Genomic DNA, 16,864 nt, shown 5'->3' on the forward strand with positions numbered 1-16,864 from the left:
TTGACACATCCAAAAGACCATGGCCCTGACAATCAACATTGAATCTGCACATCCCCTCGTCTCTCTGTACGTAGAGGGCCAGGTTGATACCCAGACGGCACCCCAGCTTCTCGACACACTTACAAAACTTCAATTAGGAGAACTCGAAGAGCTTCGGATTTTTGCATCTGGAATTACATTTCTCAGCAGTGCAGGCCTGAGAGCGCTAGTCTTTGCAAAACAGAAAATGCCTCACACATCCAGTTTGGTTGTAGTCGGAGCAAGCGATATGATTAAAGATGTGATCATAAAGACGGGACTGGGCAATGCAGTAAGATTGCTAGATGCGGCTGAAGGGGAAGGTTAATTCTCTAGCCCATGGACAGAATCGGCAAACTCAACCTGCTTGCCAGCCTAGAGCGACCTGCTTCCATGGAATGCTGGAACGAACTTCTTGAGTTTGCGCATACGCAGATTGATTTGGGGATTAGCGATAAGAGCAAAGCATTTGGCATGAAACTTGCTATTGAAGAACTACTTTCAAATATAATTAAAGCCAATTCGGGGTGCAATGATTGCTCGCAAGGCCAAGAAGTTAAGATTGAAGTGGCCTCTTTTAATTCTCGGCAAGACAACAAAAATTTATTTGTATTGAGGACCGTGGATAGTGGTCAGTTCTACAATCCACACTTTGACAGCTTGGCAGATCAGATTCCGGACATACCAATTGAACAGAGACCTGTTGGAGGCCTCGGTCTGTTTTTAGTGAAGACATCTGTTGACAGCGCTCATTACGCCTATGCAGATGGCCATAACACCTATCACCTAGTTACAGAGACTGATTGATTTACACGCTCACTGATTTGCAAGCGAATTTGTCGTTGACTAGGCCTCTTCAATGTGTTGACCAAATGGGTTGACCAAGCTCTGGATCGGGGCTGGCGCCACCGGCGAGCGGCCACTGGAGCGGTTCCAGCAGGCGGTGGCAAAGGCCCTGCTGGCTGAACGTTAGCCACACGTTTCTGCCTGAGCAGGATCACAGCCCCCGTGTCGACGAGCGCTCCTGTGTGCAGAGGGGGGGGGAACTGGTACAGCGTGCCAAGGGCGGCTTTGGGGCCCCAGTACGTCAAGGTCCAGATCCGTGATCAGGTCCATGATCAGGGCCTCCTGAGAAAGCCCAGCGCGCCTGACTGTGATTTCGTTCCGGTTGAAGTCCAGGTCGAGCACCCGCAGCAGCAACGCTTCCAACCCAGGGCCGCCTAAACGCCTGTCTGCGTAGGCCTTGGCTGGCCTGTCAGGATTGGTTTTGGTCAGCGGGACTTCCCCCTTCCAATGGCCAAAACCCCTTCCGTCGCAGTCGATCAGACTGTTCCGGATGACCTCATCAGCTTCCTCAAGGCCATCCCCGACGGCCGCTACCACCGTGGTGTCCGCTACCCGCAGTGGTTCCTCCTGCTGGTGGCGGTGCTGGGGATCCTCAAGTGGCTGCCGCAGCTCGCGGGATCTTGAGCGGTTCGCCCGTGGGCATCGGGAGGCTCTGAACCAGGCGCTCGGCCTCGACTACAAGCGCTGGCCTTCCGATGCCACCTTCCTCTACCTGTTCGACAAGGCCCACCTCCAGGAGTTCGGCCAGGTGCTGCAGGCCTGGATGATCAGCCAGATCCCCGGTGGCACCGACGGTCTGGATCAGTTGGTCTGCGACGGCAAGACCCTGCGGGGCTCAGCGATCGAGACCGACGACGGCCACCATCGATTCGTTGCGCAGGTCACGGTCTACGACCGTGCACTCGGCGTCGCCCTGGCCCAGAAGGCCTATGACACCAGTGATTCCAGCAAGCGTGCAGCCCTCAAGGAGCTGCTCAGCACCCTTGAGCTGGAGGGTGTTCTGATCCAGGCGGATGCGCTGCACACCACCCAGGCGTATTTCACTGGTGCCTCGCCCAGGGGGCCGACCTCCTCCTGACCGTCAAAGGAAACCAGCGCACCCTCCATCCCCAGATCCGCAGCCAGTTCCAGGGAAAGCGCAAGATCCCTTTCACTGCAACGAATCACCAGAAACGGCATGGGCGCGACACAACCTGGATCCGGCGGGCCAGGGAGGCAACGGTGCACATCAAGGAGAACTGGTCGGGCTGCAGCTGGATCGTCGAGGTGGTCACCACCGTGATCAGCAAGGGCAAACGGACCGAGCGACTCCACTACTTCCTCACCAGCCTGCGGACCGTCCCAAAAGCATTGCTTCGACTGGTGCGGCAGCGCTGGAGCATTGAAAACGAGTGGCGCTGGTTCCGGGACGTGCACCTGGGTGAGGACGCCCACCGGGTCGCCCACCGGGTCGGCGCGCCGCTGTTCGCCCCTCTGCGCACGGTGGTGATGAACCTCCTGCGGCGTCAGCACCACCGGCAGCCGGCGGCGCGTGCGCGCCCACACCACCCCGCCCAGCTCCCGATCCCGATCCAGCAGCTCGCGATACAGGAACAGCAGCGTCGCCAGCGCTGGATCAGCCCGGCCGGACGGCTTGGGGTGGTCATCGATGGAGCGGCGGCACAGGTTCAGGATTCCCCGCTCCCGCTGGTGTCCGGCGTCCCCAACCCGGGCGCCGCCACTCCTTAACTGGACTTCACTCCGGCAGCTCCTGCCATGGCGTCCGCCGATCCCGATCCGACACACGCCCTGGAGCCACCCGCCCCGGAAGACGCCACCAGCGGCGGCGGCTGGCCCCTGATCGACGGCTGGGCCCGCGCCACCCTCTCGCCCACCGGCCCCCGGCTGTGGCAGGCGCTCACCCATAAAAGTGCCTGCCTGAGTTGCGCCTGGGGCACCGGCGGCCAGAACGGCGGCTTCCGCGATGAGCTGGGCGAGCCGCTGCAGCGCTGCCTCAAGAGCGTGGAGGCGATCGGCGCCGAACTGCAGCCGGCCGTGCCCCAGGCAGTGTTCGCCGGCCGCACCCTCGCCGCGCTGCAGCAGTTCACCTCCGCCGAATGCGACCGGCTGGGACGGCTCGACCGGCCCCTGATCCGCCGCGCCGGCAGCGACCACTACGAGCCGATCGGCTGGGAGGAGGTGCACGCCCTCACCGCCGAGGCTTTCCGCAGCCATCCGCCGGAGCGGGTGGCCTCCTACAGCTCCGGCCGCTCCTCCAACGAGGCCGCCTACCTGCTGCAGCTGCTGCTGCGGGCCCTCGGCTGCAACAACCTGGCCGACTGCTCCGACCTCTGCCACGCCCCCTCCACCCTCGGCCTCAGCCGGGTGTTCGGCAGCGGCACCTCGATGCTGAATCTGGAGAGCCTCCAGCACGCCGATGGCGTGGTGCTGGTGGGCTCCAACGCGCCGGCCAACCACCCGCGCCTGATGAACGAGCTGATCCGCCTGCGGGAGAGGGGCGGCACGGTGATCGTGATCAACCCGGTGCTGGAGGCCGGCCTGCTCAAGTTCGGCTCGCCCGCCTTCCCGATCCGCTCCATGCTCGGCGGCGGCAGTGAGATCGCCTCGCTGTTTCTGCAGCCGATCCCCGGCTCCGACACGGCGGTGTTCCTGGGCATCCAGAAGGCGCTGCTGGAGCGTGGCGCCGTCGCCTGGGAGTTCCTCAAGGCCCACAGCGAGGGCTGGCAGGAGCTGATCGCCCAGATCGAAACCACCCCCTGGGAGGCGATCACCGCCTGCTGCGGCCTGAGCCGCGAGGAGCTGGAGCACACCGCCGCCCGCCTGGCCGCCTGCCGCGCCGTGGTGTTCGCCTGGGCGATGGGCATCACCCACCACGCCAACGGCACCGGCAACGTGCAGGCGATCGCCAACACTGCCGTGCTCAGCGGCAACGTGGCCCGGCCGGGCGCGGGCACGATGCCGATCCGCGGCCACTCCAACGTGCAGGGCTTCGGCTCGATGGGGGTGACGGTGCATCTGCGCGAGCCGATGCGGCTGGCCCTCGAGCAGTTGCTCGGCCGGCCCCTCAGCCGCACCCCCGGCTACGACACCCGCGCCCTGATCGAAGCGGCCGAGCGCGGCGAGGTGGACACGCTGCTCTGCCTAGGCGGCAACCTCTTCGGCGCCAATCCCCACAGCGCCCAGGCCCGCCGCGCCCTCGGCCGCATCGACACGGTCGTCTACCTGGCCACCAAGCCCAACACCGGCCATTTCCACGGCCTGGCGGCCCGGAACACCCTGCTGCTGCCGGTGTTCAACCGCTTCGAGACGCCCCACCGCACCACGGTGGAATCGGGCAACAACTGGGTGCGCCTCAACGAGCCCGGCAGCACCCACCTGCGCGGTGGCGACCTGATCAGCGAGGTGGCGTTCCTGGCCGAGCTGGCCCACCGCCTGCACGGCGACACTCCGATCGACTGGCGCCGCCTGCAGGACCCGGTGTATGTGCGCGAGCTGATCGCCCGCACCGTGCCCGGCTACGAGGCCATGGCCGGCATCGATGCCAGCAAGCGCGAGTTCGAGGTGAGCGGGCGGGTGTTCCACGAACCCCGCTTTCCCACCGCCACGGGCCGCGCCCGGCTGGCCGTCACGCCCCTTCCCGATCTGCGCCTGCCGGGCCCGGAGCACTTCGGCGGCCTGGCGCCGGAGGAGCGGGGCCTGGTGCTCAGCCTGATCACCGCCCGCAGCTACGGCCAGCACAACACGGTCGTCTACAAGCAGGGTGACCAGTACCGCGGCATGCCGCACCGCCACACCCTGATGATCAACCCGGAGGATCTCGCCGCCAGCGGCCTGGCCGCCCACCAGCGGGTGACCGTGCAGGGCGAGGAGGGATCCCTGGAGGGGATCGAGCTGATTCCCGGCTCGATCCGCCGCGGCGCCGCCCTGATGTTCTACCCGGAGGCGAACGTGCTGATGCGCCCCGTCAAGGATCTCGAGAGCGGCACCCCCGCCTTCAAGCGGGTGCCGGTGCTGGTGCGGGCCTGAGGCCAGCCGCTGCTGGTGCCAGGCGTCCTAGGCATGTGAGGCCGCCCTAGGGTTCAACGATGGCCCCTTCCCTTGCCCAGCGGTTCCAGCCGCCTGCCATTCCCTGGCAGCAGCCCCGGGCCCTCCTGCCCCTGGAGAATCTGGGGCCGGGACTGGATCCGGTCGCCTGTGGCCAGGCCCTGCGCCGCCTCTGTTCTGAAGGCGATGTTCAGGCGGTGGTGGCGTTCGGCTCCCGGGCCCGCGATCAGGCCCAGACCGATTCCGATCTCGACCTGGTCGTGATCGTGCGCCAGCCGCGGCTGAGCCCCCCGCAGAAGGCGGCCTGCTGGCGGCGATTCCGACAGGCGATCGGCGTGCTCGGGGTGGGTGTGGATCTGGTGGTGGTCGGCTCGGAAGATGCCGACCGGCTGAGCCAGTCGCGATGGCACGTGCTGGGTGATGTGGCTCGCGACGGGCGGGTGCTCTATGTCGCCGGCTGACGACGCCAGGCTGTTGCTGGCCATCGTGCAGCGCCATCTGCGCAGTCTGCGCATCGGCCTCGATCCGGCCTATCCCGAGGAGGACTGGGGATTCACAGCCCAGCAGGCCCTTGAGAAGCTGCTCAAAGCCTGGATCGTGCTGGCAGACCGGCAGCCGCCCCGCGCCCACGACCTGGAGGATCTGGCGGCGCTGGCGGGTCAGTCCCTGGATCAGGTGTTGCTGGCTCTGCAGGTGTTCGCCGTGGAGGCCCGCTACGAGGAGGGTCCTTTCCCCTTGCCGGCGGCTCGGGCCGATCTGCTCGCAGCCCTGGAGACCCTGTTGCGGCGCTGCGAGCAGGACGTTGACCGGCTGGGTTGATCTGTTTCCGCGCCGGCGGCAGCCGCAATGCCCAACCGCTGCTTCCTCACCCGCCTAGGTAGGCCATCTCGGCGTGGGCCGGGCGGTGGAAGGTTTGCGGCTGCCGCTCCTGTCGTTCCTCGCTGTAGCGGTCGTGCCGCTGCCGCCAGCGACCGGCCAGCGCCTCGCGCAGGCCCCCTGGATCCGGCTCCGGCTGCAGCCAGGGGCGCAGGTCGAGGCCGCTGCCGGGGGCGGCGAACAGGCAGGTGTAGGCGATGCCGTCGGCGGTGACGCGCAGGCGGTTGCAGTCGCCGCAGAAGGGGGCGCTCACCGAGGCCACCACCGCCAGGTGGCCGCTGCCGCTGCCGGCGCCACCCCCGTCGCGGTAGCACCAGCGGCTGGCGGTGCCATGGGCGCCGCGGCCCAGGGGCTCCAGCGGCCAGCGGCGGCCGATCCGCTCCACCATCTCGGCGGCGCTCAGCACCGCCTGGGGCCGCCAGCCGTTGCGGTTGCCCACGTCCATGAACTCGATCAGGCGCAGCTCCAGGCCGCGCTCCCGGGCCAGGGCCGCCAGGGGCAGCAGCTGGTCGTCGTTGGCGCCGCGCTGGATCACGGCGTTCAGCTTCAGCGCACCGCGGCCCGGATCGAAGCCGGCGGCGCGGGCATGCTCGATCGCCGCCAGCACCTTCGCCAGCAGCACCTCCCCGCGCCGCGCCCGCTCCCCGGGATCGGCGCCGCCCGCCCCCGCCATTCGCCCCACCGACGCCCCCGTGGTGCCGTCGAGGCTGAGGGTGATGCGGTCCAGCCCGGCGGCGCGCAGGGCCCGGGCCCGCTCCGCACTCAGCAGCACGCCGTTGCTGGTGAGCGCGATCTCCCGCAGACCCCGCTGCCGCAGGGGGCCGGCGGCGGCGATCAGCTCCTCCAGGCCGCCGTGCAGCAGTGGTTCACCGCCGGTCAGCCGCAGGCTGCCCGCCCCCAGCGCCACGGCGGCCTCGATCACCGCCAGGCGCTGGCGGCTGCTTAGCAGCCCCGGGGGGTCCACGCCGTCGGGCAGGCAGTAGGGGCAGGCCAGGTTGCAGCGGGCCGTGAGCGAGAGCCGCAGCACCCCGAGCGGCCGGCCGAGGCGGTCGAGGGGAGGAACCCGGGTCATCGGCGCACGCTATGGCGCCTGTGGTGTGCACTGACGACTTCGGCCAGCATGGAAGGGCTGGCAGCACTCCATGCACCACCACGATCTCAAGCCCTGGCGGCACGGGCACGACTTCCGGGAGGACCGCAGCCGCGCCGAGCGCAACACCCGCATCGTGATGGTGCTCACCGCGGTCACGATGGTGGCCGAGATCGTGGCCGGCAGCGTGTTCGGCTCCATGGCCCTGCTGGCCGATGGCTGGCACATGGCCACCCATGTGGCCGCCTTCGGGATCACGATCGCCGCCTACCGCTACGAGCGCCGCCACGCCGCCGATCCCCGCTTCAGCTTCGGCACCGGCAAGGTGGGCGTGCTGGGCGGCTACACCAGCGCCGTCGCCCTGGGCGTGGTGGCGGCGCTGATGGCCATGGAGTCGCTGGAGCGGTTCGTGCTGCCCCAGGCGATCCGCTTCGACGAGGCCATCGCCGTGGCGGCGATCGGGCTGCTGGTGAACGTGATCAGCGCTCTGCTGCTGCGCGATCACGATGACCATGCACACGCCCATGTGCACGGCTCGGGCCACGCCCACGAGCACGACCAGAATCTCCGCGCCGCCTATGTGCACGTGCTCGCCGACGCGCTCACGTCCGTGCTGGCGATCGTGGCGCTCACGGCCGGCAAGGTGCTCGGCTGGATCTGGCTCGACGCCCTGACGGGCCTGGTCGGTGCCGCCGTGATCGCCAAGTGGGCCTGGGGCCTGCTCCGCGACACCGGCGTGATCCTGCTCGACGGTTCGGTGAGCGGATCGATCAGGCGCGCCGTCACCGAGGCCCTGGAGAGCGACCGCGACACCCGCGTCAGTGACCTGCACGTGTGGCACATCACCCCCAGCCGCCTGGCGGCCGCGATCGCGCTGGTGACCCACGACCCGCAGGACCCCGGCTACTACAGGACCCTGCTGCAGGACATCCCGTCGCTGGTGCACGTGACGGTGGAGGTGAACCCCTGCCGCGACCCGGCCTGCGGCGCCGCCGCTGCCCGCCCAAGGGCTCGCGCCGCCTCCGGCCCCGGCCGGGCCTGAGCATCAGCTGCGTTCGCTGCCGGCGACCGATCCCTGCTTCGGATCATCCCGGGACTCGAACTCCTGGGGCCGGTTCACGTTGCGCAGCGCCTGCGGATCGAGATGCACGGGCCGGCACGCCTGGCCGGCCAGCCAGCGCTGCAGGCCCCGCTCGCCCCGGTGGATGGCAGCTGCCAGCTGGGCGCGGATGGGGGCGCTGCTGGGGTAGATGCCCAGCAGCGGCTGCAGGCGCTGGCCGTCGTGGGCGAGGTGGATGATCGGCGCTTCACCATCCACCTCCCTCCCAACCGCGTCCGCCGCGGCCACCAGGGCCCGCAGCGTTTCCAGGCTGAGCCAGGGCATGTCCACCGGGCAGAGCAGCAGGCGGCTCTGCGGGTGGCGTTCCATCAGGCGGTGCAGGGCCAGCAGCGGGCCCTCCCAGGGCGGGGGCTCAGCGATGGGGGTGATGTGCGCCGCGGCAGCGCCCGCCTGCGCCTCGCCGCGCTGCACAGTCAGCCCTCGCGCCAGCGCCAGGTGGGCCGGGTGCCGACTCAGCAGGGTGACCGGCGCCCCCAGCTCCACCAGCAGGCCCAGCGTGCGTTCCAGCCAGCTGCCGCCTTCGGGGTGGGGCAGCAGGGCCTTGTCGCGGCCCATGCGCCGGCTGTCGCCGCCGCTGAGCAGGCAGCAGCGCAGCTGCGTCACTCACGCTCCAGCAGCCCGAACTCGGCCAGGGCCCGCGGCAGGTTGCGGTGCTCGTGGCCGGGGTGGCTGAGCTTCACCAGGGCGAAGCGCTGCAGCTCATCCAGAGCGCTCCAGCCGTCGGCGCGCACGCGCAGGCCCAGCTGGGCGCAGGAAGCGGCCAGCACCTCCGGCAGCCGCTCGCTCTGCTGCCAGGGCTCGCCGGCCGGCCGCGGCAGCTCTTTGGCCTGGCCGGTGCTGAGGGAGGCGGTGCGCTGCAGCAGATGCTCGCGCAGGGCCTCGATGGCGGCGGCATCGTCGGGCCAGGCCAGCAGTTCGGCGCGCTCGCCGTCGCTCAGTCCGCCCCAGTGCTGCAGCTTCAGCTTCACGCCGGCCAGATCGAGCTTGCGCCGCACCGCCATCGGGATGCAGCGCAGATCGGCGGTGAAGTCGGCCTCGAAACCGAAGCAGGTGTTGGTGAGGGGGCTGGCCAGGGGAACGGCGCTGCGTGGGGAGTTCAAGTCTGGCGGCCCGGCGGGCGACGCCGGGAGCCCGGCAATCGGTAGCAACCGCCACTGTTGGTGGGCGGATCGGCTTGGTCGAATGCACCCCACACGGCAGGGGGCGGTTGCCTCGCGATGGCAGCACAGACCTCCCCGGCCCAGCCCCCTGCAGTCCAGCCCCCTTCAGCCACCGCCGCCGCTGCGGTGGCCGCCAGGGCCCAGTGCCCCTACTGCGGTGTGGGCTGCGGCCTGGAGCTCAAGCCGCCCCCCCACCAGGTCCCGGCCCCTGGCGCCCCAGCTTCTCCGGCCGGCCCCGAGCCCGAGGGCCAGTGGACCGCCCGCGGTGACCGCCACCACCCCTCCTCCCTCGGCCAGGTGTGCGTGAAGGGCGCCACGGTGGGCGAGACCCTGCACCACAACCGGCTCACCACGCCCCTGTGGCGGGAGCGCACCGACCAGCCCTTCGAGCCGATCAGCTGGGAGCGGGCCTTCACCCTGCTGGTGGAGCGCATCCAGGCCACTCTCGCCACCAAGGGTCCCCAGGCGCTGGCCATCTACGGCTCCGGCCAGATGCTCTGCGAGGACTACTACGTGGCCAACAAGCTGCTCAAGGGCTTCCTGGGCAGCAACAACTTCGACAGCAACTCACGCCTGTGCATGAGCTCGGCGGTGGCGGGCTACCAGCGCAGCCTCGGCTCCGACGGTCCCCCCTGCTGCTACGACGACCTCGACCTGGCCGACCTGGTGCTGCTGATCGGCACCAACACCGCCGAGTGCCATCCGGTGCTGTTCCAGCGGCTGCTGAAGCGCCGGCGCAGGGGGGCCGGCCCGCGCCTGGTGGTGGTGGATCCGCGCGCCACCGCCACCAGCGACGCCGCCGACCTGCACCTGGCCATCGCCCCCGGCACCGACCTGGCCCTGCTCTGCGGCCTGGGTCACCTGCTGCTGCAGCGCGGTGGCGTGGACGCGGCCTTCGTGGCCGCCCGAACCGAGGGTTTCGCCGAGCTGGAGGCCCTCTGGCGGGCCTGGGACCCCGAGCGGGCCGCGGCCGTCTGCGGCATCGCCGCCGCCGATCTGCGCCAGCTGGCCGACTGGTGGTGTGAGACCACGGGTGTGCTCAGCCTCTGGTCGATGGGGGTGAACCAGAGCCGCGAGGGCACCGCCACCGTGGCCGGGATCTGCAACCTGCACCTGGTGAGCGGCCAGATCGGCAGGCCGGGTGCCGGACCCTTCTCGCTCACCGGCCAGCCCAACGCCATGGGCGGCCGCGAGGTGGGCGGCCTGGCCCAGCTGCTGCCCGGCTACCGCACCGTCGCCGATCCGCAGCACCGGGCCGAGGTGGAGCGCCACTGGGGCCTGGCGCCCGGTGCGATCGCCCCGCAGCCCGGCCTCTCGGCCTGGCAGCAGATCGAGGCGATGGAGCGCGGTGAGCTCGACCTCTGGTGGGTGACGGCCACCAACCCCCTGGTGAGCATGCCCTCACTGGATCGGGTGCGGGCGGCGCTGGCCCGCTGCCCGCTGGTGGTGCTCAGCGAGGCCTACGCCGGCACCGAGACCGAGGCGGTGGCCCACCTGGTGCTGCCGGCGGCCCAGTGGAGCGAGAAGGACGGCGTGATGGTGAACTCGGAGCGCCGCGTCACCCTCTGCCGCGCCTTCCGCCAGCCCCCCGGCGAGGCCCGGCCCGACTGGGCGATCTTCGCGGAGCTGGGCCGGCGGCTGGGCTTCATCGAGCCGTTCCGCTACGGCTCCGCCGCCGCGGTGTATGCCGAATTCGTCGGGCTCACCGCCGGGCGCGTGTGCGACAGCAGTGGCCTCAGCCATGAGCTCCTGGCCGGGCACGGCCCCCAGCAGTGGCCCTTCCCCGCCGGCACCGCCCCGGGCGGCGGCCAGGCGCGGCTCTACACCGCCGAGGATCCCTTTCCGGGCGCACCCGAGGGCCACCGCTTCCCCACCCCCTCCGGCCGGGCCCGGCTGTGGGCCGATCCGCCCCTGGGCCTGGCGGAGCCGCCCGATGCCGCCTTCCCGCTGGTGCTCAGCGTGGGCCGGCTGCTGGGCCACTGGCACACCATGACCCGCACGGCCCATGTGGAGCGGGTGAGCAAGGCGCACCCGGAGCCGCTGCTGGAGGTGCATCCCGAGGATGCGGCCCGCGCCGGCCTGGGCGATGGAGCCATGGCCCGGGTGCGCTCCCGCCGGGGCGCCATCACCGCCAGGGTGCAGGTCAGCGAGCGCATCCGCCGCGGCACCGTGTTCCTGCCGATGCACTGGGGCGCCGCCCAGGGGGAGCTGGCCTGCGAGGCCAACCGGCTGATGCACGAGCTGGGCTGCCCGATCTCCAAGCAGCCGGAACTGAAGGGCGCTGCGGTGAGCCTGGAGCCGGCCTGATCAGTCCAGGTCGTGGGCGTAGCGGCGGAAGAGGAAATCGAGGGCGTGGTTGCGCAGCTGGCCGTATCGGGGGTCGTCCTGGATGGCCTCGTAGATGCGGGGCCGCGCGAACGGCACCTCGAGGATCTCGCCGAGGGTGGCCGAGGGACCGTTGGTCATCATCACCACGCGATCGGCCAGAAACAGCGCCTCGTCGATGTCATGGGTGATCATCAGCACGGTGGGCTTCTGCTCCTGCCAGATGGCCAGCAGCTCCTCCTGCAGCTCCTCCTTGGTGATGGCGTCGAGGGCGCCGAAGGGCTCATCGAGCACCAGCACCTCCGGGCTCACGGCCAGGGCGCGGGCGATCGCCACCCGCTGGCGCATGCCACCGGAGATCTGACCGGGGCGCTTGGTGCGGGCCTCCATCAGCCCCACCATGTCGAGATGGTGGGCCACCACCTCGCGCCGGGTGGCCCCATCCAGCTCGGGACGCGCCGCCTTGACGGCCATCTCCACGTTCTTCCACACCGTGAGCCAGGGCAGCAGCGAGTAGTTCTGGAACACCACCATGCGGTCGGGCCCGGGCCGCTCGATCGGCGTGCCGTGCAGGGTCACGCTGCCGCTGCTGGGCTGCAGGAAGCCCGACACCATGTTCAGCAGGGTGCTCTTGCCGCAGCCGGAGTGGCCGATCACGCAGAGGAATTCCCCCTGCCGCACCTGCAGGTTGATGTCGCGCAGGGCTTCGAAGGGGCCGCGGCGGGTCTGGAACACCTGGCCCACCCCGCGGAATTCCAGGAAGGCGCTGGAGCTGCCGGTGGTGGTGGAGCTGGTCACGGTGGCGCTGGACGGGGTCGAGCTTGAGGGAGTCGAGCTGGAGGGGGTCGAGCTGGACGGAGCAGTGGCGGTCATCGGTGCGGAAGGCTGGGATCAGGCGGCGGCTCTGGACGTGCGCCGGGCGACCTGCTTGAGCCGGCGCTGCTCCTGCAGAAAGTGGATCAGCTCAGCCCGCAGGTGGTAGTAGTCGGGGTGCTCCATCACCGTCAGCCGGTCGCGGGGGCGGGGAATGGGCACCTCCACGATGCGGCCGATGCCGGCCGCCGGACCGTTGCGCAGGCACACCACCCGGTCGGAGAGCAGCAGGGCCTCGTCCACGTCGTGGGTCACCATCACGGCGGTGAGCTCCGACTCCTGGCAGATCTGCATCAGCTGCTGCTGCAGGTTGCCGCGGGTGAGGGCGTCGAGGGCGCCGAAGGGTTCATCGAGCAGCAGCAGCGTCGGCCGGATCGCCAGGGCCCGGGCGATCGCCACCCGCTGCTTCATGCCGCCGGAGAGTTCGGCCGGAAACTTGCCGGCCGCCGCCGTGAGGTTCACCAGCTGAATGTTGCGCTCCACGATCTCGCGCCGTTCCCCGGGGCTGAGCTGGGGATAGACGGTGTCCACGGCCAGGGCGATGTTCTGCCGCACCGTCTTCCAGGGCAGCAGCGAGTAGTTCTGGAACACCACCATCCGGTCAGGCCCCGGATCGGTGACCTGGCGGCCGTGCATGAGGATGCCCCCCTCCGTGGCCTGACTGAGGCCGGCCATCAGGTTGAGCAGGGTGCTCTTGCCGCAGCCGGAGTGGCCGATCAGGGTGATGAACTCCCCGGCGCGGACGTCGAGATTCACCCCCTGCAGGGCCACATAGCGCCCGCCGCCGTCGAGCGGGAAGGTCTGGGTGACGGCGTCAACCGTGAGCAGTCCGGTGGCCATCTCAGTTCTCCCCCCGGCTCACCTTGCGACCCGCCCAGGCGACGAGGCGGTCGAGCAGCAGGCCCACCACGCCCACATAGAGGATGGCCAGGATGATCTGGCTGGAGCTGGAGTCGCCGCCGGCGTTGTAGGCGTCCCAGATGAAGTAGCCGATGCCGCCGTCGGCCTTGAGCATCTCGGCGGCCACGATCGCCAGCCAGGCCAGGCCCACGGCGATGCGCAGTCCGGTGAACACGTAGGGCACGGTGGCCGGAATCACGATGTTGCGGATGTAGGCCCGCTTGCTCAGGCGCAGCACCCGGGCCACGTTGGTGTAGTCCTGGGGAATCTCCTTGATGCCCACGGCCGTGTTGATGATGATCGGCCAGATGGCGGTGATGAAGATCACGAAGATCGCCGAGGTGTTGGCGTCCTGAAACACCATCAGGGAGATCGGAAACCAGGCCAGCGGCGGCACGGTGCGCAGCACCTGCACCACCGGGTCGAAGCCCTTGCCGATGAAGCGGTTGAGGCCCAGCAGGCCGCCGATGGAGATCCCCACCACGGCCGCCAGGCCATAGCCGAGGGCCACCCGCTGCAGCGAGATCAGGATCTGCCAGCCCAGGCCCTTGCTGGTGCCGCCGTCATCGAAGAACGGCTGGCTGATGTAGGGATCCCAGGTGTCGATGATCACGTTCAGCGGCCCTGGCAGCCGGGTCACCCCGAGCAGGGCCGAGAGCATCTGCCACACCACCAGGAAGGCGCCGATGCAGAGGACGTAGGGCACCACCTGCCGCAGGCCGGGCAGGCGGAGGAGGCCGGCTTGCCGCCGGCGCGGGGGACTGAGGGTGGTCATCGCGGCTGGATGGAATCAGGACATGCGCGGCTGGGCCTGCGCCCGGGGTGGGGGAGCGATCCGCTCCGCCAGGCTCACTTGAGCGTCTTGAAGGTGAGGCCGGCCAGGTAGGCCTTGGGATCCTCCGGATCGAACACCACACCGTCGAAGAACGTCTCCTTGCCGCGCGAATCGCTGGCGGGAATCGCCTGCTCCTGGCCGATGGCCTTGGCTGCCTCCTTCCAGAGATCCGCCCGGTTCACCTTGTCGATCAGGGCCTTGGTGTCGGTGTCCTGGGGCAGGTAGCCCCAGCGGATGTCCTCGGTGAGGAACCAGAGGTCGTGGCTCCTGTAGGGGAAGGAGGCGTTGCTGGCCCAGAACAGCATCCTGTAGGGGCTGTTCTGCACCACTCGGCCGTCGCCGTAGTCGACTTCGCCCGCCAGACGGGGCCTGATGTCGGCCACCGCGGCCTTGATGTAACGGTCCTTCGCCACGATCTCGCACATCTCATCGAGATTGGCGGGATCGTCACACCACATCTGGGCCTCCTGCACCGCCATCAGCATCGCCTTGGTGGCCTTGGGATGCTTGTCCGCCCAGTCGGCGCGCAGCGAAAAGGCCTTCTCGGGATGCTTGTCCCACAGTTCACCGGTCTGGGCGGCGGTGTACCCGAGCTTCTGGTTCACCGTGCGCTGGTTCCAGGGCTCACCCACGCAGAAGGTGTCCATGGTGCCCGTCTGCATGTTGGCCACCATCTGGGCCGGCGGCACCACCACCAGATCGGCCTCGGTGACGGGGTTTACGCCGTTGGCCGAGAGCCAGTAGCGCATCCACAGGTCGTGGGTGCCGCCGGGGAAGGTCATCGCCGCCTTGAGCAGCTTGCCGCTGGCCTTTTTCCTGTCGGCGATCGCCTTGATCTTCGGGTCCTTGATGGTGACCTTCTCGGCCAGGAATTCGTTGGACAGGGACAGGCCCTGTCCGTTCACGTTGAGCCGGGCCAGGATGTACATCGGCAGCGGCTTCTGGCTCTTGGTGATCGAGCCCGTGGTCAGCAGATAGGGCATCGGCGTGAGGATGTGCGCCCCGTCGATGCCGCCGCGCTCGCTGCCCAGTTCGAGGTTGTCACGGGTACCGGCCCAGGAGGTCTGCTTCACCACCTTCACGTCGGGCATGCCGTACTTGGCGAAGAAGCCCTTCTCCTTGGCGATGATCAGCGGTGAGGCATCGGTGAGGGCGATGAAGCCCAGGGTGGCGCCGCTCACCTCAGGTCCGTCAGCCCCGCCGGTGGCCGGCGCCTGGGCTGTGGGCTTCTGGCCACCGCAGGCGCTCAGCCAGATGGCACCGGCCGCGCCGCCGGCGGCGGTGAGCAGGAATTGACGGCGGGAAAACGTGGACATTGAACCTCGCGATGGAAGCCGGAGTGGAAACGATCTGCACTCCGGACGGGCTCCACAACGAAGCGCACCGAGCCGGCCTGAATCTTGCGCCGGCGCCTCATGCTGACCGGCCCCAATAGATCACCATGTCGCCCCGGGGTTGCAGCGTTGCGGTTGTTACCGATCTCCGCTTTGCCGGCTGCTGGGGGTTCCGTGTCAGCGGGCCAGCATCTGGCGCAGCCGTTCGCCGCTGCGGGCCGCCAGCAGGGCACGGGCCTGGTCCAGCGCCGTCTCCAGGCTCTCGAACTGATCGGCCAGCCACAGCAGGGCCCCCAGGTTCCACACCAGGGCCCCGGCCAGGGGACCTTTGCCCGTCAGGGCCTCCAGAGCCTGCTGCCGCCACTCCTCCAGGCTCTGCCAGGGGGTCTCCTCGCCGTGCAGGCCGTGGTCGCGCGGATGCAGCAGCAGGCGCTCCGGCTGGCCCCGGCGCAGGCGGGCCGTGATCCCCGCGCGGCTGGTAGGCAGGTCGGTGGAGCCCTCCAGCCCCTTCACCGTGAGCACCTCGGTTTCGCCGGCCGCCGCCAGCGCCTCCCAGGCCCGCTTCTCGGTGGGCGGATGGACGAAGCCACTCACCAGCAGGTGCTCGCCGCGGTGGGGCGTCCAGAGCAGCTCCAGGCTGGCCACCGGCGGCCGCTTGCCGATCTCGTCGCGGGCCGGCACCAGCCGCTCGGCGGCGGGGAAGTGCAGGGGCTGGTGGGTGAGCGCCAGCTGGTGGCTGTCGAGCCGCCGCTGCAACTCCTCCAGCGGCAGTTGGCGCCAGTCGATGCCGATGGCGGCGAACAGCTCGGCCAGGGTGACGCCGTACTTCACCGGCATCGGCTCGCCGCCGTGCAGCACCACCGGCACGCCGGTGCTGGCCAGCATCAGCGCCACCAGGGGCAGCAGGGGGGCGGTGCGGCTGCGGCCGTCGTAGGGCACCCCGAAGCAGAGGGCCCGCCGGCCGGGCGTCCGCAGCACCGGCCCGTGCTGCCGGTAGCTGTCGAGCATGCCCGCCAGCTCCAGCGGCAGCGGCCGCCGGATCCGGTGGGCGATCAGGAAGGCCCCCATCTGGGCGTCGCTCACCCGGCCCTGGAGCATCAGGTCCATGGCGTCGCGGGCTTCGTCGCGGCTGAGGCCGGTGCTGGTGTGCTCGCCGCTGCCCACCTTGCCGATCAGTTCCCGGAAGCGGGCCCGTTCGCCGCCCAGGCTGTCCAGCCGCTGCAGCCGCCGCGCCTCACCGATCGCGCCGGGGGCGGGATCCGGCGTCAGCGCGGTTCTCGGTAGCGGTTGCAACACGAAGGGACGGCTCGGCGGCAGACAATCCTGTGGTCTCCGTCGTGGAGATCCTCGATGACGCGGGGTGGTGCTGCTGTTATAGGCGCCAACCCCTGCCACCACTGCTTCCGGCGGCGTAGCCCTCACTGGCGCCAGCTCGGGCCTGCC

At 69.5% G+C, this 16,864-nt stretch carries 17 protein-coding genes and 1 pseudogene; 10 read left to right on the plus strand and 8 right to left on the minus strand.

The window, feature by feature from the left end:
• The first annotated feature begins 19 nt into the window (after window positions 1-19).
• The 8 genes from KBY90_RS10825 to KBY90_RS10860 all read left to right on the plus strand — a co-directional run bounded on the left by KBY90_RS10825 (window position 20) and on the right by KBY90_RS10860 (window position 5,727).
• Entirely contained in the window at window positions 20-346 is a 327-nt protein-coding gene (locus KBY90_RS10825; protein WP_254968636.1) for an STAS domain-containing protein, read from the plus strand.
• 11 nt (window positions 347-357) lie between these two features.
• Window positions 358-825, plus strand: coding sequence for an ATP-binding protein (locus KBY90_RS10830; protein WP_254968638.1), 468 nt, complete (start codon window positions 358-360; stop codon window positions 823-825).
• 486 nt (window positions 826-1,311) lie between these two features.
• Window positions 1,312-1,488 (plus strand): transposase family protein, encoded by a 177-nt coding sequence (locus KBY90_RS10835; RefSeq protein WP_254968639.1) that lies wholly within the window; start codon window positions 1,312-1,314, stop codon window positions 1,486-1,488.
• 139 nt (window positions 1,489-1,627) lie between these two features.
• Window positions 1,628-1,942, plus strand: a complete 315-nt coding sequence (locus KBY90_RS10840; protein WP_254968640.1) for a hypothetical protein — start codon at window positions 1,628-1,630, stop codon at window positions 1,940-1,942.
• Complete coding sequence (locus KBY90_RS10845; protein ID WP_254968685.1) at window positions 1,939-2,592, plus strand: ISAs1 family transposase; 654 nt, start codon at window positions 1,939-1,941, stop codon at window positions 2,590-2,592. Before KBY90_RS10840 ends, KBY90_RS10845 begins: the two co-directional genes overlap by 4 nt.
• Window positions 2,593-2,619: 27 nt before the next feature.
• The gene (locus tag KBY90_RS10850) at window positions 2,620-4,890 is read left to right on the plus strand and encodes an FdhF/YdeP family oxidoreductase (protein WP_254968641.1); all 2,271 of its coding nucleotides are present in this window, start codon (window positions 2,620-2,622) and stop codon (window positions 4,888-4,890) included.
• A 59-nt stretch (window positions 4,891-4,949) separates the two neighbouring features.
• Entirely contained in the window at window positions 4,950-5,369 is a 420-nt protein-coding gene (locus KBY90_RS10855) for a nucleotidyltransferase domain-containing protein (RefSeq protein ID WP_254968642.1), read from the plus strand.
• On the plus strand, window positions 5,356-5,727 hold the full coding sequence (locus tag KBY90_RS10860; RefSeq protein WP_254968643.1) for a HEPN domain-containing protein: 372 nt from the start codon (window positions 5,356-5,358) through the stop codon (window positions 5,725-5,727). Before KBY90_RS10855 ends, KBY90_RS10860 begins: the two co-directional genes overlap by 14 nt.
• Window positions 5,728-5,773: 46 nt before the next feature.
• On the opposite strand, the gene KBY90_RS10865 is transcribed toward KBY90_RS10860, so the two are convergent.
• The gene (locus KBY90_RS10865) at window positions 5,774-6,856 is read right to left on the minus strand and encodes a GTP 3',8-cyclase MoaA (protein WP_254968644.1); all 1,083 of its coding nucleotides are present in this window, start codon (window positions 6,854-6,856) and stop codon (window positions 5,774-5,776) included.
• Window positions 6,857-6,926: 70 nt separating this feature from the next.
• On the opposite strand from KBY90_RS10865, the gene dmeF reads away from it, so the two are divergent.
• Window positions 6,927-7,916: a CDF family Co(II)/Ni(II) efflux transporter DmeF gene (dmeF, locus tag KBY90_RS10870; protein ID WP_254968645.1), complete on the plus strand. Its 990-nt coding sequence runs from the start codon at window positions 6,927-6,929 to the stop codon at window positions 7,914-7,916.
• 3 nt (window positions 7,917-7,919) lie between these two features.
• On the opposite strand, the gene KBY90_RS10875 is transcribed toward dmeF, so the two are convergent.
• Window positions 7,920-8,597 (minus strand): molybdenum cofactor guanylyltransferase, encoded by a 678-nt coding sequence (locus KBY90_RS10875; protein ID WP_254968646.1) that lies wholly within the window; start codon window positions 8,595-8,597, stop codon window positions 7,920-7,922.
• Window positions 8,594-9,094, minus strand: a complete 501-nt coding sequence (locus KBY90_RS10880) for a nitrate reductase associated protein (RefSeq protein ID WP_254968647.1) — start codon at window positions 9,092-9,094, stop codon at window positions 8,594-8,596. Before KBY90_RS10880 ends, KBY90_RS10875 begins: the two co-directional genes overlap by 4 nt.
• A gap of 117 nt (window positions 9,095-9,211) precedes the next feature.
• Here KBY90_RS10880 and KBY90_RS10885 point away from each other — a divergent pair, with 117 nt between their 5' ends.
• Window positions 9,212-11,461 (plus strand): molybdopterin oxidoreductase family protein, encoded by a 2,250-nt coding sequence (locus KBY90_RS10885; RefSeq protein WP_254968648.1) that lies wholly within the window; start codon window positions 9,212-9,214, stop codon window positions 11,459-11,461.
• Here the strand turns inward: KBY90_RS10885 and KBY90_RS10890 are convergent, their stop codons facing one another.
• The 5 genes and pseudogenes from KBY90_RS10890 to KBY90_RS10910 form a co-directional block, all read right to left on the minus strand.
• Complete coding sequence (locus KBY90_RS10890) at window positions 11,462-12,352, minus strand: ABC transporter ATP-binding protein (RefSeq protein ID WP_396122570.1); 891 nt, start codon at window positions 12,350-12,352, stop codon at window positions 11,462-11,464.
• A 21-nt stretch (window positions 12,353-12,373) separates the two neighbouring features.
• Window positions 12,374-13,192 (minus strand): annotated as a pseudogene (locus KBY90_RS10895) (nitrate ABC transporter ATP-binding protein); the annotation flags it as partial.
• A gap of 1 nt (window position 13,193) precedes the next feature.
• Entirely contained in the window at window positions 13,194-14,027 is an 834-nt protein-coding gene (gene ntrB, locus KBY90_RS10900) for a nitrate ABC transporter permease (RefSeq protein ID WP_254968652.1), read from the minus strand.
• A 74-nt stretch (window positions 14,028-14,101) separates the two neighbouring features.
• A complete protein-coding gene (locus KBY90_RS10905) occupies window positions 14,102-15,403 on the minus strand; it encodes a CmpA/NrtA family ABC transporter substrate-binding protein (protein WP_254968653.1) in 1,302 nt (433 codons plus the stop codon).
• A gap of 195 nt (window positions 15,404-15,598) precedes the next feature.
• Complete coding sequence (locus tag KBY90_RS10910) at window positions 15,599-16,663, minus strand: anthranilate phosphoribosyltransferase family protein (RefSeq protein WP_396122573.1); 1,065 nt, start codon at window positions 16,661-16,663, stop codon at window positions 15,599-15,601.
• Window positions 16,664-16,864 lie beyond the last annotated feature (201 nt).

This window comes from Cyanobium sp. CH-040 (genome assembly GCF_024346135.1).
Classification (GTDB): domain Bacteria; phylum Cyanobacteriota; class Cyanobacteriia; order PCC-6307; family Cyanobiaceae; genus NIES-981.

What these genes read in the sequence shown, in the direction of transcription:
- KBY90_RS10825 (WP_254968636.1), top strand. Translation starts at nt 20, where the DNA reads ATGGCCCTGACAATCAACATTGAATCTGCACATCCCCTCGTCTCTCTG.
- KBY90_RS10830 (WP_254968638.1), top strand. Translation starts at nt 358, where the DNA reads ATGGACAGAATCGGCAAACTCAACCTGCTTGCCAGCCTAGAGCGACCT.
- KBY90_RS10835 (WP_254968639.1), top strand. Translation starts at nt 1,312, where the DNA reads ATGGCCAAAACCCCTTCCGTCGCAGTCGATCAGACTGTTCCGGATGAC.
- KBY90_RS10840 (WP_254968640.1), top strand. Translation starts at nt 1,628, where the DNA reads ATGATCAGCCAGATCCCCGGTGGCACCGACGGTCTGGATCAGTTGGTC.
- KBY90_RS10850 (WP_254968641.1), top strand. Translation starts at nt 2,620, where the DNA reads ATGGCGTCCGCCGATCCCGATCCGACACACGCCCTGGAGCCACCCGCC.
- KBY90_RS10855 (WP_254968642.1), top strand. Translation starts at nt 4,950, where the DNA reads ATGGCCCCTTCCCTTGCCCAGCGGTTCCAGCCGCCTGCCATTCCCTGG.
- KBY90_RS10860 (WP_254968643.1), top strand. Translation starts at nt 5,356, where the DNA reads ATGTCGCCGGCTGACGACGCCAGGCTGTTGCTGGCCATCGTGCAGCGC.
- KBY90_RS10865 (WP_254968644.1), bottom strand. Translation starts at nt 6,856, where the DNA reads ATGACCCGGGTTCCTCCCCTCGACCGCCTCGGCCGGCCGCTCGGGGTG.
- dmeF (WP_254968645.1), top strand. Translation starts at nt 6,927, where the DNA reads ATGCACCACCACGATCTCAAGCCCTGGCGGCACGGGCACGACTTCCGG.
- KBY90_RS10885 (WP_254968648.1), top strand. Translation starts at nt 9,212, where the DNA reads ATGGCAGCACAGACCTCCCCGGCCCAGCCCCCTGCAGTCCAGCCCCCT.
- KBY90_RS10890 (WP_396122570.1), bottom strand. Translation starts at nt 12,352, where the DNA reads ATGACCGCCACTGCTCCGTCCAGCTCGACCCCCTCCAGCTCGACTCCC.
- ntrB (WP_254968652.1), bottom strand. Translation starts at nt 14,027, where the DNA reads ATGACCACCCTCAGTCCCCCGCGCCGGCGGCAAGCCGGCCTCCTCCGC.
- KBY90_RS10905 (WP_254968653.1), bottom strand. Translation starts at nt 15,403, where the DNA reads ATGTCCACGTTTTCCCGCCGTCAATTCCTGCTCACCGCCGCCGGCGGC.